We start from the raw sequence: 14,603 nt of genomic DNA, 5'->3' as shown, positions 1-14,603 counted from the left end.
GCTCAGGGCGCCGTCGTCTGCGGCACCAGGCGGTGCCGCTGCACCTTCCCGAGGGCGTTGCGCGGCAGCTCCGCCACCTCCTGCACGCTCTCCGGCGTCTTGTGGCGCGCGACGGCAGCTGCCGCGAAATGAGCCCGAACCGCGGCGAGATCGACGATGTCGGCACCGCGTTCGCGCACCACGAACGCACGGACCCGCTCGCCGTAGCGCTCGTCCGGGACGCCGACGACGGCGGCTTCTGCGACGCCGGGGCACGAGGCCAGGATCTGCTCCACCTCGAGCACCGAGATGTTCTCGCCGCCCCGGATGATGACGTCTTTCTTGCGCCCGGTGATCGTCAACCGCCCGTCGGTCATGTGCCCGAGGTCGCCGGTGTGGAACCACCCGTCGGTGTCCCGGGCCGGCTCGCCGCCGACGTAACCGAGGAACTGTTCCGGGCCCTGCAGCGCCACCTCACCCGTCACGCCGTCGGGCACGACGACGCCCGACTCGTCGAGGATGCGGACGGAGGTACCGCGGCCCGGCCGCCCGTCGGTGTCGGCGCGCTCCGCGAGCGTCTCGTGGGATCGCCCCGATGTCGCCGAGGGATGTTCGGTCGAGCCGTACGCCCGCATCATCGTGACGCCGTACGCCTCCGCGCGTCGGACGAGTTGCGCGCCGACCACCCCGCCGCCGGACTGGAGCACGGTCAGCGGGGACGAGGTGATGCCGCGTCGGTCGAACTCGTCGAACAGCGTGGTGGCGTAGAACGGTGTCGATCCGCCGGCCGTCGCGCCGTGCGTCAGCAGGGCATCGGCTGCCACGGCGGCGTCCCAGGCCGCGATCATGGTGAGGTCGCGTCCGAGGCACGTGCTGACGAGCAGGCTGTCCAGACCGGCCACGTGGCCGAGCGGGAACGGTGCGAACACGTGTCCGCCCTCGATCAGATCGCACGAGCTCGCCCAGTCCTGCACCTCGGCCCAGAGCGAGGCGTAGGTGTGCAGCACCCCTTTGGGGACCCCGGTGGTTCCCGACGTGTACAGCAGGAATGCGGCGGCGTCGTCGTCCGCGGGGAAGCGGTCGGCCGGCCACGGCTCGTCGGCACCGGGCAGGACGACGGCCCCCGGGACATCGGGCGGAGCGGTGTCGGGGGCGGACAGCAGCGACACCGGCGGTGCTCCTGCGGCGGCGATGCGGGAGAGGTGATCGGTGAGCGGGCGTTTGGGCCCGGCGGGCTCGGACAACAGCAGGGCCGCGCCGGACAGCTGCAGCACCTGCTCCACGTCGGCGTCGCCGAGCAGGGAGACCAGCGGCAGCGTCGTGAGCCCGGCGAGGACGCACGCGGTCACGGCCCGACTGAAGGCCAGGGTGTTGCCGCCGCGCACGGCGACGACGTCCCCGGTGCGCAACCCGCGGGAACGCAACGACGCCGCCAGGAGCAGCGCCTCGTCGAGGAACGGCCCCAGTCCCCACTGGTGCGTCGTGCCGTCCAGGCCGACGAAGTGCAGTGTTCGGTCGCGGCTGTCGACCCGGCGCTGCAGGATCGCCTCGACCAGGGTGGGGCGTTGCGAGGTCTCCTCGGGCACCGCCGTCATTGCCGGCGGCTCACCGTCGCCGGCACCGGATCGTGAGGTCCTCGGGCCCATAGAGCATGGCGACGGGGTTGGTCATCGTGCCCGCCGAGAGGACCTCGACGTCGGTGACGGTCGCGGCGAGGACGGCCAGCGCCTCCTGGACCTCGGCCCGCGCCAAACCGGCCCCGAGGCAGTAGTGGTCGCCCAGCCCGAAGGGCACGTCGTAGGACTCGGCGTGCCGACCCGTCGAGCGCGGGCAGAAGGCGTCCGGGTCGCTGAAGTGCTCCGGATCCCGGGACGCCGACTTGAAGTTCAGGATGACCCGACGGCCCTTCTCGATCGCGACGCCCTTGTACTCGAAGTCGTGCTGCGCGACGCGGACGACGAAGTTCACGACGGGCAGCACGCGCAGCGTCTCCTCCGCGGCCTGCTCGACCAGCGCCGGATCGGTGGCCATCCTGTCCCACAGGCCTTCGTGGGCCACGACAGCACGCAAGGCGGACGCCAGCTGGTACCGCGTGGTGTCCTGCCCGGCGAAGATGAGGTTGACGACGTTCCAGGCCAGCTCGTCGTCGCTGATCCTGCCCTCGGTCACCTGGGCACGGATCAGCCCGCTGATGAGGTCGTCCTGTGGTTCGCGGGTGCGGGTGGCCACCAGGTCGAGCGCGTAGGTGCGCAGCGTGAGCAGGGCTTCCTCGATCTCGGCGAAGCCGGGCTCGATCGGGCTCGCGGCGAGCAGGTGAAGCTTGGTGGCCGCCGCTGTGAACGCGGGGATGTCCGCCACGGGGATGCCGATGAGGCGGCACAGGACCTGCATCGGGAACGGGTTCGTGAACGCCGCGACGAAGTCGAACGGCGTGCCGTCGGCCGGGAAGTCGTCGACGAGGGTGCGCGCGATGTCGCGCATCATCGGCCGGGCCTCGTTGACCATGCGGGCCCGGAACGAGGCGAGGAACACCCGCCTGATGCGGTCGTGCTTCTCGCCGTGCAGCGCGACGAGCAGACCGTGCTCGGCGAACGAGGAGAGCATGGGTTGGGCACCGTAGCGCCGGTAGACGTGCGCGTCCTGCGTCTCGAGCCGTTCGTCGGTGAGCAGTTCCTGGACGTCGTCGTGGTGGAGCACCTCGATGCCGCGCCGGCTGAACGCGAATCGTCCCTCGCTGCGCGCTCGCCGCAGTGCCTCGGCCTGGTCGGTGCGGAACAGCGCTGAGTCGACGTCCAGTGACGGCAGATCCGCCTCGCGCAGCGGACGGGGCGTAGTGGTCATCGCAATCGCTTCCTGGGCCGAGGGGCAGCAGCTAGATTGACAGAAGGTACTTTCAATAACTTAGTTAACGATGAAGCTGTGGGCAACGACGGAGGTGCCGAGGTGGCCGCGATCGACTACGGCCCGGAACTCGAACAGTTCCGGCAGGACGTGCGCGCGCACATCGCCACCCACCACCCGGGTCTGCCCCGTCTTTCGGGCACGCGCAGCCCCGACGCGGCCACCATGGACCGTTACCGGGCGTGGTGCGCGTCGCTGTTCGCAGCGGGCCTGATCGGCAGCGACTGGCCCGAGGAGTGGGGCGGCAGCGGCTCCTACGACCCGCTGCGCGAGTACGTCGTCGACCAGGAGCTCGCCGGCGCCAACCTTCCGCGCCCGGTCGGTGCATGGAACCTGGCCTGCGGTGCGCTGTTCCGGTACGGCACCCCGCAACAGCAGGCGTACTACCTCCCGCGCATCCGCGATTTCGACGACCTCTGGTGCCAGCTGTTCAGCGAGCCCGACGCCGGTAGCGACCTCGCGTCGCTGCGCACGTCCGCGGTGCGCGACGGCGACGAATGGGTGATCAACGGTCAGAAGGTCTGGACGACGCACGGACACGTCGCCGACCTCGGGTTCCTGCTCGCCCGCACCGATCCCACCGTGCCGAAGCACGGGGGCATCAGCGCGTTCGTCGTCGACATGTCGCTGCCCGGGATCACCGTGCGGCCGTTGGTCGAGATGACCGGCCACGCCGACTTCAACGAGGTGTTCTTCGACGACGTCCGGCTGCCGGCCGACGCGATCATCGGCGAGCCCGGCCAGGGGTGGGTCATCGCGCGAGCGGCCCTCGCGCACGAGCGGGGGCAGTCGTTGCGTGAGGACAGCGCGACGGCCAAGGTGGCGCGACTCGCTGCCGACGTGCGCACGCTGTCCGGCGCCTCGCTCGACACCGCGACCCGACGCGAGCTGGGTCGCCTGCATGCCCGGTCCGCCGTCGTCGAGCTCCTCGGGCTCGAGAGCGTGCTGAAGGAGGCCGCCGGCCGGACGACGGTGTACGACGCCCCGGTCGTCAAGGTGTTGTTCAGCGAGACCAACCTGGCGATCACCACGGCGGCCGTCGGGCTGTTCGGCCCGAGCGGGGCGGTCGTCGCACCAGCGCCGGACGCGATCGACGGCGGGTACTTCCAGGACGCCTTCCTGTGGGCACGAGGTTTCACCATCTCCGCGGGCTCGAACGAAGTCATGCGCAACGTCATCGCCGAGCGGGGATTGGGCCTTCCCAAATGAGACTTGCCACCGACCAGGAGGACGCGCTGCGTGACGGCAGCCGCGACGTGCTGGAACGATCGACGACCTCAGCCCACGTGCGGAGCCTCATCGACTCCGCCACCGGCCACGACGCGGAGTTCTGGAAGCGGGCCGTCGACCTGGGATGGACGGCGCTCGCGCTTCCCGAGCAGCTCGGCGGGCTCGCCGGGTCCCTGGGAGACATCGCCGCAGTGGTCGAGGAGCTGGGCTACGCGGGGCAGCCCGGGCCGTTGCCGCAGACGCTCGCCGTGTCCTATGTCGCCCGCCGGGCCGGCACCGACGACCCGGACGTCACCGCCCTGCTCGACGCGGTCGGTACCGGAACGGCCATCGTCTCGTGGGGCGGCGTCGGACCCGACAGCCCGCACCGGGTCACGATGACGAACGGGACGCTCGACGGCACGGTCGAGTTCGTGCCGGACGCGCCGTCCGCAACCCACCTCGCCGTCCCGGTGCGGGATGACGACGGTCCCGACCTCGAGGTGGTGGTCGTCGTGCCCCTCGCCGACGCCGAGGTCACGCACGTGGCGACCATGGACCTCACCCGGCGCTACGGGCGGGTACGCCTGGACGGTCTCGCCGCCGGACCGGTGCGACTGCCCGGAGCGGCGGCCGCACTGCTGTTCGAGGTCGCCGTCGTCCTGCAATGTGCCGAGAGCACCGGCATCGCGAGGCGGCTGCTCGACATGACGGTGGCCTACGCCAAGCAGCGGGAGCAGTTCGGTCGTCCCATCGGCAGCTACCAGGCGCTGAAACACCGGATGGCGGACATGCTGGTCGAGACCGAGGGGTGTCGGGTCGCCATCCGCGAAGCCGTCGACGCGTTGGCCGGCGATCCCGACGACGGTCACGAGGCCGTCAGCGTCGCGAAGTCGTGGGTCGGTCGTGCGGCCAGCCACGTGGCGGGCGACGCTCTGCAGATCCACGGTGGCATCGGGTTCAGCTGGGAGCACGACCTGCACCTGTTCCTGCGCCGTGCCAAGACCAACGAGCTGCTGCTGGGCGCGCCGTCGTGGCACGACGAGCGGATCGAGCGGGTCGCCCTGGCCGGCGCCGACGGGGCCGAGTCGTGACCGCCGCGCGGCGACCGATCGGGTTGTGCGTTCCCAACAACGAGCCGGGTGGCGCGCGCAGCCTCGACCGGTTGCCGTTGCGTGCCGAGGAGATGGGGTTCGAATCGGTGTGGTTCACCGACCACGTCGTCGGCGTGCGCGCGATGGAGGGTGTGTACGGCTCCTACTGGCTGGACCCGCTGATCGCCATGACCTGGGTGGCCGCTCGCACGTCCACCATCCGGCTCGGCACGGGCGTCCTCGTCGTCCCCATGCGTGATGCCGTGCTCACGGCCAAGATGGTGGCGACCATCGACGTCTTCAGCAACGGCCGGGTCGACCTCGGCATCGGCACCGGATGGAGCCGGAGCGAGTTCCGCGCCGTCGGCGCGGCCGCACGCTTCGACGCGCGGGGGAAGGTCACCAACGAGGCACTCGAGGTCTTCCGTGCCTGCTGGTCCGGCGGCGAGGTCGAGTACCACGGCGAGTTCTTCGATTTTCGGCACGTCGAGTTCGAGCCCACCCCCGCTCAGCGGCCGCTGCCGATCTGGGTCGGCGGCAACGTCGGTCCGGCGCTGCGGCGCGCCGCCAGGTACGGCGACGTCTGGCACCCTCACGACATCTCGGTCGAGGAGATGACAGCCGGATCGGCGCGCATCGACGAGCTGGCAGGCCGCCACGTCCCCACGTCGATGCGGCTGGCGATCGAGGAATCCGATCTCGACGGTCTGGCCGATCGGGTCGACGGCTACCTGGCGGCCGGGTGCTCGACGGTGGTGCTCGACTTCCGCTCGGCCGGCGTCGAGCAGGTGTCGAAACTCGCCGAACGCGCCGCCGCGCTCCTGCTGTGACCCGACGTCCTCACCTGCAGCAATCACGGAGAGGAAGAATCGTGACGGCTCCCGCCTACTCCCACCTCGCGGTGTGTGTCGCCGACCTCGAACGGGCCACGACCTTCTGGACCGGGGCCTTCGGGTTCTCGGCAGGTCCGGTCTACTCGAGCGCCGGTCGGCGCGTGCGAGCCCTGATGGAGTGCGACGCACCCTCCTTCGACGGTGTCTTCCTCCGGCTGGGTGACGTGCTCGTCGAGCTGTTGCAGTACGAACCGTCCCTCCCGTCCGAGCGCTCGCCGCGACGGTCGGACGAAGTCGGCTACGCGCACATCAGCCTGACCGTGAACGACGTCGACGCCGCGCTCACCGCCGTGAAGGCGCGCGGCGGGACGGTGCGCACGCGGATGCAGCACACCTTCGCCGACGGCATCACCGAGATCGCCTTCGTGACCGACCCCGACGGCAACCGCATCGAACTCATCGGGCACTCCACGCCCGCGGAGCGCGCGACGCACGGTGCGTACCTCGGTCTCGACGTGATGGGCTGGCCCGCTGTCGGCGGAGCATGACCACTGACACCGATCTCTCCGGCCGTCGCGCCCTCGTGACCGGGGCGGGCCAGGGGATCGGTCTCGCCGTGGCGACGAACCTGGCGCAACGCGGCGCGCGCGTGGTCGTCAACGACGTGGTCGCCGAACGCGCGCGGTCGGCGGCACGGGGTATCCGCGCGACGGGCGCAGATGCGGTCGGCGCGGGATTCGACGTCGGCGATCTGGACGCCATTCGCGCGCAGGTCGCATCGAGCGGCCCGTTCGACATCCTCGTCAACAATGCGGGCAACGGCGGGGCCGGCGGATGGCGTGGGGTGGCGCCGTTCGCGGACACCGATCCGTCCGACTGGGCCGGAACGCTCGGGGTGAACCTGTTCGGGGTCATGCACTGCATCCACGCGGTGCTGCCGGGCATGGTCGCGCTCGGCTGGGGACGCATCGTCACGATCGTCTCCGACGCCGGCCGGGTCGGCGAGCCGCATCTCGCCGTGTACGGCGCGGCGAAGGCGGGCGCGGCCGGCCTCACCCGGACGGTGGCGCGGGAGTACGGCCGGCACGGCATCACCGCGAACAACGTGGCCCTGGCGACGGTCGTCGCCCCGGGGACGCCCGAGCCGGACCGCGCCGAGGACCGGTTGCGCCACTACGCCATCCGTCGTTTCGGCACGCCGGACGACGTGGCGGGTCTGGTCGACTACCTGACCGGGCCCGCGGCCGGGTGGGTGACCGGTCAGACCTACGCCGTGAACGGTGGATACAGCCTCACGCTGTGACGGGTCGTCACACCCGCTCGGACGTGAGCAGCATCGATCCCGCGATCGGACCGCCGCCGTTGCCGATCGCAGCGACCTTCGGCGCAGCCAGCTGGCGTCCGTGGGCCTCGCCGCGCAGTTGCAGCACGGCCTCGTGGATGAGCCCGAATCCGTGGGTCCGCCCGGCCGACAGCTGCCCGCCGTGCGTGTTCAGGGGGAGGGCACCGTCCAGGGCGATTCGCCCCCCGCCCTCGAGGAATTCGCCCGCCTCGCCCTGCGCGCAGAAACCCAGGGCCTCGATCCAGGCCAGCGCCAGGATGCTGAAGCCGTCGTACAGCTCGACGAAGTCGACGTCCGCGGCGGTCAGGGAGGTACGGGTCCACATGTGCTCGGCCGCGCCCGTCGCGGCCATGGCGGCGAGGTCCGTCTGCTGGTCCCACGAGAAGCGCTGGGTCAGAGCCGAGCCGATGGCCTCGATGAACACCGGCGGCTTCGGTGCGTCACCCGCGACGTCGCTCGCCGACAGCACGAAGGCCGTCGACCCGTCGGCCGGGACGTCGCAGTCGAGCAAGCACAACGGCGTGGAGATCATGCGCGCACCGAGGTAGTCCTCGAGCGTGATCGGGTCGCGGTAGACGGCGGCCGGGTTGCGTCCGGCGTTCGTCCGGCACGTGACCGGGATCTGACCCAGCTGCTCCCGGGTGGTGCCGTAGTCGTGCATGTGGCGTGAGGCCAGCATGGCCAGCCAGTTCACCGCCGACGGGGCGCCGAACGGCGTCTGGAACGCCCCCATCGACGCCGAGGCGTGACCGTCCGGGTCGTACGTGGCTCCGCGACCCTTCGATCCCTGGGCCGTCGCCTCGGTGACGGTGCGGTAGACGAGCACGTGCCGGACGATGCCCGCCGACAACGCCATCGACGCCTGGGCCAGCGCGCCGAGTTGCCCGGGGATCTCGGCGGAGCCGGAGAACCAGCGCGGCTGCAGCCGCAGTCCCTCGATCACGAGATACGGTGACGGGCCGCCGTAACCCATCGTCGAGGCGGCGTCGCCGCCCGGATAGGTCGCAATGCCGTCGATGTCGGCGCGGGTGAGGCCTGCATCGTCGATGGCCTTGAGCGAGGCGTCGAGTGTGAGGTCGAGCGAGGAGCGGCCGAGCCGTCGGCCGATGGCCGACTGGCCGGCGCCGGTGATGACGGTGCTGTGCTCGTAGTGGTCTCTCACCGGTCGTCGGCCTCGATCCTGCGGAACAGCGGGTAGTGGTAACCGTGACGATCGAGGAACGCGACCCGTACCCGGTCTCCTATGGCGACCGACCACGGGTCGCAGTCGACGACGTTGGTCGTCAACCGCAGGTCGTCCTGGTCGTCGAGTCCGACGACGGCGATGCAGTACGGCTCCTGTCCCGCGTTCCACTGCTGCACGTTCACCGTCACCGCGAGCACCGTGCCGGTTCCGGACACCGGCTGCGGTGCGACATGCGTGCTCAGGCATCGTGCGCACACCGAACCGGCGGGATGCGTGCGATAGCCGCAGTCGGCGCAGGTCGCGAACCGCAGCAGGCCGTCCTCGCCGCTGTGCCAGAAGAAATCCGTTGCCGGGTCGAGGGCGGGCTTCATGCGGTGCAGCAACGGATCGGACTGCACCGACCGTGCGTCGACAGGGCTGATGACGTCTCCTCCGGATCAGCGCCGAGTGAAAGGCTGGCGGTAGAAGTAAACTTGGATAAACTCGCTTACTAAACTAGATATGAACCGAAGCGGTGTCGAGCGGCATCGTCGATACGATCCGGCTCGCCGCCGTCTGGAGGAACCATGGAGTTCGGGTGGACCGAGGCCGAGCTCGCCTTTCGTGCCGAGCTCCGTGACTTCATCTCCGACGTGCTGCCGGCGGAGTGGTCGAGCCTCATCCCCGGCGAGCAGGCCGACTCCGAGTTCACGCGCGGCTTCTCTCGTGCGCTCGCCGACAAGGGCATGTTCGTCTCTCACTGGCCGGCGGAGTACGGCGGCGCGGACGCGTCGCCCTGGCAGTTCATCATCTCCGGCGAGGAGTTGTGGGCCGCCGGCGAACCGCGCGGCTCCCAGTACATGAACGTCAACTGGATCGGACCGGCGATCTTCGGTTCGGGCACCCCGGAGCAGAAGGCCGAGCATCTGACGCGTATCGCCTCGGGCGACGTGACGTGGTGCCAGGGGTTCTCCGAGCCCGGTGCGGGCACCGACCTCGCAGCGCTGCAGACCACCGCGGTGCGCGACGGCGACGACTACGTGATCAACGGCGAGAAGGTCTGGACGTCCTACGCGCAGGTCGCCGAGTTCTGCTTCGTCCTCGCACGGACCGACCCCGAGTCCAGCGGCACGCGGGGCATCTCCATCTTCCTGGTGCCCACGGACAGTCCCGGGTTCAAGGCCGAGGTGATCCCGTCCGTCCTCGACATCCACGAGTACAACCGCCTGACGTTCACCGACATGCGCGTGCCGGCATCGAGCCGGCTCGGCCCGGAGAACGAGGGCTGGGACGTCATCCGGCGCGCCCTCGCCCACGAGCGGATCGGCGGGCCCCGTTACGCCCGGGCGGCGCTGGTGTGCGAGCGGATCGCAGCGCGCGCAGCGGACAACGGCTGGTGGGAGTTCGACGGTTTCGCCGGACGGCTGGCCGCCGCTCGCGCGGCCTGCGCGGCGGCGCGGATCCTCGTCTACCAGGCGCTGGACGACCGGGTGAAGGAGCGCTCCGACGATCGCTCGGTCAGCCTGTCGCGCGTGGCGATCGTGCGCTGCGAACGGTTGGTCGCCGAGCTCGCGCTCGACGTCGAGGGCGAGGAAGCCCTGGTGGTGGGCTCGACGGGACTCGGTCAGATCAAGACGGCCATGATCGCGGGGCTGGGGGGCGGGAGCGCCGAGGTGCAGCTGAACCAGATCTCGCGTGTGCTGCTCGGCTCGGCGCGGTAGGGGAACCACGTGGATTTCGATCTCGACGAGGACCAGGCGGCGCTGCTCGCGCGAGTCGATTCGGCAGTCACCGAGTCCGGGCACACCCGAGCGCTCGGCGTCTCCGCGGTCGGCGGTTACGACGCCGAGTTGGATGCGAAGTTGTACGAGACCGTCCATTCGGCGCTGGCACCGAGCCTGCTCGACCGCGCTCTTGTCGCCGACCGGCTCGCCGAGCTGGGGACCGCCACGACGCTGGCCGCCGCGCTCGCGCTCGGGCTCGTCGCCCCCGATCTGCCGGTCGACCGACCGGTGACGGTGGTCGGCAGAACCGGTCTCGCCCGCTTCGGTGCCCAGGCCCGACTCGCGGTCACGGGTGAGGGCGACGAGGTGCGTGTCGTCGACCTCGAGTCCGCGCCGGTCGAGCCGGTGCGCTCCGGTTTCGTCTACCCCTACGCCCGGGTGGACGCGCGGGGCGCACGGACGGTCGCCCGGGTACCGGCCGACGCCTGGTCGCAGGCCATCACGGTCGTCCGATGCGCCGAGGTGGCCGGCGTCGGCGCCGCGGCCGTCGCGCGGACGGCCGACCACCTCAAGAACCGGACGCAGTTCGGCCGGCCGCTGGCCACCTTGCAGGCGCTGCGTCATCGCCTCGCCGAACTCGCCGTGAGTGCCGAGGCGACCCGGTGGCTCACGCGCGAGGCCGCCTACACCCGCACGCCCCGAGCGGTGGCCGTCGCCGCCCAGTACGCACATCAGACCGCCGCCACGCTCGTCCCCGAACTGGTGCAGATCGGCGGCGCGCGCAGTTTCGCCCATGAGTTCGGCCTGCACGTCAACGCGTTCCGGCTCGAGGCGCTACGGCTCGAGCTCGGCCCGCCCGACGCCCTGGCCCGGGCGCTCAACGCGACGCCGGTTCCGGCGGGCACGCGCAACGGCCGCTGACGCGATCGGGGCCACAGTCGCCATATCGAACGTCGACCACCGGATAGCGAGGCATGGCATGGAGATGTCGGAGATGTCGGGGCTGAGCGAGACCCCGGCCGGCACGGTCCGGGTCGGGGACCGCCGCGTGCAGCGCATCGGGTTCGGTTCGCTCACTCTGTCGCTGACCCGCAATGCCGAGGGTGCGCGCGACCCCGAGGCCGCCGTCCGCCTCGTGCGGCACGCGGTCGAGCGCGGGATCGACTTCATCGACACCGCGAACATCTACGGCCTGGGTCGGTCCGAGCGGCTCATCGCCGACGCGCTGCGTCCGTACGCGTCCGACGTCACGGTGGCCACCAAGGCCGGGTACGAGGTCCGGCGCCTCGAACCGGGGGAGACCCGATTGCCGGCGCGGGCCCGTCCGGCGGATCTCGCGGCCGAGTGCGACCGCAGCCTGGAACGTCTCGGGGTCGACTGCATCGACGTCTATCTGTTGCACACCCCCGATCCCGCGGTGCCGTTCCTCGACAGTGTCGGCGCCCTCGTGGAGCTCCAGCACGCGGGCAAGATCCGGCACATCGGGTTGTCGAACGTGATGGCCGGGCAGCTCGACGACGCACGCGGCATCGCGACGATCGTCTGCGTCCAGAACCGGTACAACGCCGGGGACCGCGAATTCGAGAGCGTCCTGCACCGCTGCGAGCAGCTGGGTATCGCCTTCCTGCCGTGGCATCCGATCGTCCGCGACGAGGCACACGCCGCGCGTCTGGCCGAGGTGGCCCGCCGGCACCGCGCGTCGGTGCAGCAGATCGCGCTGGCCTGGTTGCTGCGACGGTCGCCGATCATGCTGCCGATCCCCGGCACGACCAGCGTCGAGCACCTCGATGCCAACATCGACACCGCGTGGATCGAACTCGGCGATGCCGACTTCGCGCTGTTGAGCGGCGGCGCTCCGGCGGCGGCGCTGCGCGGGGACGGAGCCGTCCGGTGAACGGCCCGTCCGTGCTGCGGGCGGACGCCGGCGGCGTGACCACCCTGACGTTGAACCGTCCGCACAAGCGGAACGCGCTCGACGTCGACACCTTCGCCGCCCTCGAGCGCCATCTCGACGACCTCGCGGCCGGGGTCGAGGAGACCGGCGTCGTGGTGCTGCGCGGTGCCGGTCGCTGCTTCTCCGCCGGGGCGGACATCTCGGGTCCGACGCGGCCGCCGAGACGCCACTTCCAGGCCGACGTGGTGGAGAGGTTGGCCGTCCTGCCGCAACCGGTCGTCGCGGCGGTTCACGGCGCGTGCTTCACCGGCGGGCTCGAACTGGCGCTGGCGGCCGACCTCATCGTGGCCGCGGAGTCGGCCGTGTTCTGCGACAGTCACGCCGAGTTCGCGCTCGTCGCGGGCTGGGGGATGACGCAGCGTCTGCCCCGTCGGGTCGGCGCGTACCGGGCTCGCGACATCACCTTCACCGGCCGTCGGGTCACGGGCCGCGAAGCGGCGGACATCGGCCTCGCGGACCGTTGCGTCCCGGACGCGGACCTCGACGGCGAGGTCGACGCGCTGGCCGGCGCCATCGCCGCCGGATCGTGGTTCAGCCACCGCGAGCACAAGAAGCTGCTGCTCGCGACCGACGGGATGCGGCTGGCCGACGGGTTGTCCTACGAGATCCACCGGGTACCGAACCGGGTCGGACCGGACTTCCGGCAGCGCGTGGGCGACCGCTTCGGGCTGGCCGCCCCCTCCGCACCGCAGGGCGGCACGGGCTGATGACCTACGACACGATCCTGTTCGACGTCGCCGGGCACGTCGCGACGGTCACCCTGAACCGGCCGGAACGCCTGAACGCCTTCAATCAGGTGATGTGCGAGGAGTTCGCCGACGCGTGGCACCGGATCCGCGCCGACGACGACGTCCACGTCGCCGTCGTCCGGGCCGCCGGCGAGCGTGCGTTCTGCACGGGTGTCGATGTGGTCAAGGGCGTCGACAAGCCGGCGAACGCGTGGATCTGGGAGGACCCCGGGACGTTCCTCGGTCCGAAGGCGAACCGATGCTGGAAGCCGACCGTGGTCGCGGTCAACGGCATGTGCGCCGGCGGTGCGTTCTACTGGCTGAACGAGGCCGACATCATCATCTGCGGGGAGTCGGCGACCTTCTTCGACCCGCACGTCAACTACGGCATGACCTCCGCGCTCGAGCCCATCGGCCTGGCTCGCCGGATCCCGCTGGGTGAGGTGCTGCGGTGGGCGCTCCTCGGCCTGGACGAGCGGATGTCGGCCGAGCGCGCGTTGCAGATCGGGCTCGTGGGCGAGGTGGTGCCCGACGCCGGGCTCTGGGACCGAGCCGCCGAGATCGCGTCGGTCGTCGCCGCCAAACCGTCGGTGGCGACGCAGGGGACCGTACGCGCCATCTGGGAGTCGCTCGACATGACGCGCTCGGGGGCGCAGGCGACGGGCTTGCTCTACACCCAACTCGGCAATCCGAAGGGCCAGGCCCAGGTGGACCGTGCGACGTACGTCCGCCCGCAGTGGCGGACCCGCTGAGCGGGGGAGGCGGGGACCCTGCCGTCCCGGCCGGCGTGGTGATCGACGGCGCCATCGACCTGCACTGCCATTTCGGCCCCGAACCGTTGATCGCTCGCGCGGTCGGCGCGACGCACAGCGTGGATCCCTTCGAGGCGGCTCGGGACGCCGTCGCGCACGGCATGGCGGCCGTGGTGCTCAAGGGCCACGAGTTCCCGACCGGGCTTCTCGCCCGAGCGGTCGGGGCCGTGGTGCCCGGCGTCGACGTGATCGGCGGCGTGTGTCTCGACGCGCCGGTCGGGGGGTTGAATCCCGTCGCCGCCGAGACCGCCCTGAACTCCGGCGCACGCGTCGTCTGGTTGCCCACCATCTCGGCCGCCGACGACAATCCGTTCCTTGCGCGCGTCGGTGGTCCCGGGCTGCGGACGATCGACGCCGACGGCAGGCTGCGGCCCGAGGTGCTGCAGATCATGCGCCTGGTGCGCGAGCACGACGCCGTACTCGCCACCGGGCACATCTCCCGCGACGAGCACTTCGCCGTCGCCCGCGAGTTCGGCAGGCAGGGCAGGCTGCTGGTCACGCATGCCATGCAGCGGTTCGCCGGTCCGCAGCTGTCGGTGTCCGACTGCGAAGCGCTGGCCGATCTGGGAGCCACGATCGAGTTCTCCGCGCACAGCTGCATGGGGGTCCCCGCTGTGTTCGGCCACGTGCTGGCGGCGCTCGGACGCCTCGATCGGCGGCGGGTCGTGCTCGCCACCGACTACGGCTGGACGACCGACGCGCCACGGCCGGCGCCGGGGTTGCGCTCGTTCCTGGACCGGCTGTACGGCGACGGGGTCGGCGAGCCGCTGCTGTCGACGTTCGTGCGGGACAACCCGGCCCGGCTGCTCGGCCGGGACCCGTGATCACGGCCGAAACAGTAAGCTGTATAAACTGATTGCGT

15 protein-coding genes are annotated in these 14,603 nt (G+C 71.1%); 11 read left to right on the top strand and 4 right to left on the bottom strand.

Annotated elements, in window-relative coordinates:
- Positions 1–2 precede the first annotated feature (2 nt).
- Complete coding sequence (locus ACYVP9_RS19285; RefSeq protein WP_460606563.1) at positions 3–1,574, bottom strand: class I adenylate-forming enzyme family protein; 1,572 nt, start codon at positions 1,572–1,574, stop codon at positions 3–5.
- Positions 1,575–1,584: 10 nt separating this feature from the next.
- Positions 1,585–2,820, bottom strand: coding sequence for a cytochrome P450 (locus ACYVP9_RS19280; protein WP_460606562.1), 1,236 nt, complete (start codon positions 2,818–2,820; stop codon positions 1,585–1,587).
- Positions 2,821–2,898: 78 nt separating this feature from the next.
- Between ACYVP9_RS19280 and ACYVP9_RS19275 the strand changes: the two genes are divergently transcribed.
- Genes ACYVP9_RS19275 through ACYVP9_RS19255 form a run of 5 tightly spaced genes read left to right on the top strand, consistent with a single transcriptional unit; the run spans position 2,899 to position 7,319 of the window.
- Complete coding sequence (locus tag ACYVP9_RS19275; protein WP_460606561.1) at positions 2,899–4,089, top strand: acyl-CoA dehydrogenase family protein; 1,191 nt, start codon at positions 2,899–2,901, stop codon at positions 4,087–4,089.
- Positions 4,086–5,183: an acyl-CoA dehydrogenase family protein gene (locus ACYVP9_RS19270; protein ID WP_460606560.1), complete on the top strand. Its 1,098-nt coding sequence runs from the start codon at positions 4,086–4,088 to the stop codon at positions 5,181–5,183. The genes ACYVP9_RS19275 and ACYVP9_RS19270 overlap by 4 nt, the downstream gene beginning before the upstream one ends.
- Positions 5,180–6,013, top strand: a complete 834-nt coding sequence (locus tag ACYVP9_RS19265; protein ID WP_460606559.1) for an LLM class oxidoreductase — start codon at positions 5,180–5,182, stop codon at positions 6,011–6,013. Before ACYVP9_RS19270 ends, ACYVP9_RS19265 begins: the two co-directional genes overlap by 4 nt.
- Before the next feature lie 41 nt (positions 6,014–6,054).
- Positions 6,055–6,564, top strand: a complete 510-nt coding sequence (locus ACYVP9_RS19260) for a VOC family protein (protein ID WP_460606558.1) — start codon at positions 6,055–6,057, stop codon at positions 6,562–6,564.
- Complete coding sequence (locus ACYVP9_RS19255) at positions 6,561–7,319, top strand: SDR family NAD(P)-dependent oxidoreductase (RefSeq protein WP_460606557.1); 759 nt, start codon at positions 6,561–6,563, stop codon at positions 7,317–7,319. Before ACYVP9_RS19260 ends, ACYVP9_RS19255 begins: the two co-directional genes overlap by 4 nt.
- Positions 7,320–7,326: 7 nt before the next feature.
- On the opposite strand, the gene ACYVP9_RS19250 is transcribed toward ACYVP9_RS19255, so the two are convergent.
- Together ACYVP9_RS19250 and ACYVP9_RS19245 are read right to left on the bottom strand one after the other, a co-directional pair.
- Positions 7,327–8,520 carry a thiolase family protein gene (locus ACYVP9_RS19250; RefSeq protein ID WP_460606556.1) on the bottom strand — a complete coding sequence of 398 codons (1,194 nt, stop codon included), beginning with the start codon at positions 8,518–8,520 and terminating at the stop codon, positions 7,327–7,329.
- Complete coding sequence (locus ACYVP9_RS19245) at positions 8,517–8,942, bottom strand: Zn-ribbon domain-containing OB-fold protein (RefSeq protein WP_460606555.1); 426 nt, start codon at positions 8,940–8,942, stop codon at positions 8,517–8,519. The genes ACYVP9_RS19250 and ACYVP9_RS19245 overlap by 4 nt, the downstream gene beginning before the upstream one ends.
- 168 nt (positions 8,943–9,110) lie before the next feature.
- Here ACYVP9_RS19245 and ACYVP9_RS19240 point away from each other — a divergent pair, with 168 nt between their 5' ends.
- From ACYVP9_RS19240 to ACYVP9_RS19215, 6 genes are read left to right on the top strand one after another with little or no spacing between them, the layout of a single operon-like run.
- A complete protein-coding gene (locus tag ACYVP9_RS19240; RefSeq protein ID WP_460606554.1) occupies positions 9,111–10,244 on the top strand; it encodes an acyl-CoA dehydrogenase family protein in 1,134 nt (377 codons plus the stop codon).
- 9 nt (positions 10,245–10,253) lie between these two features.
- Entirely contained in the window at positions 10,254–11,168 is a 915-nt protein-coding gene (locus ACYVP9_RS19235) for an acyl-CoA dehydrogenase family protein (RefSeq protein WP_460606553.1), read from the top strand.
- 58 nt (positions 11,169–11,226) lie between these two features.
- Entirely contained in the window at positions 11,227–12,141 is a 915-nt protein-coding gene (locus ACYVP9_RS19230; protein WP_460606552.1) for an aldo/keto reductase, read from the top strand.
- Positions 12,138–12,908, top strand: a complete 771-nt coding sequence (locus ACYVP9_RS19225) for an enoyl-CoA hydratase/isomerase family protein (RefSeq protein ID WP_460606551.1) — start codon at positions 12,138–12,140, stop codon at positions 12,906–12,908. The genes ACYVP9_RS19230 and ACYVP9_RS19225 overlap by 4 nt, the downstream gene beginning before the upstream one ends.
- A complete protein-coding gene (locus tag ACYVP9_RS19220; RefSeq protein ID WP_460606550.1) occupies positions 12,908–13,681 on the top strand; it encodes an enoyl-CoA hydratase/isomerase family protein in 774 nt (257 codons plus the stop codon). Before ACYVP9_RS19225 ends, ACYVP9_RS19220 begins: the two co-directional genes overlap by 1 nt.
- A complete protein-coding gene (locus ACYVP9_RS19215; protein ID WP_460606549.1) occupies positions 13,666–14,565 on the top strand; it encodes a DUF6282 family protein in 900 nt (299 codons plus the stop codon). The genes ACYVP9_RS19220 and ACYVP9_RS19215 overlap by 16 nt, the downstream gene beginning before the upstream one ends.
- Positions 14,566–14,603 lie beyond the last annotated feature (38 nt).

It is taken from the genome of Jatrophihabitans fulvus (assembly GCF_054781375.1).
The sequence above is the reverse complement of the archived record's forward strand: the minus strand, read 5'-3'. Positions and strand labels throughout refer to the sequence as shown.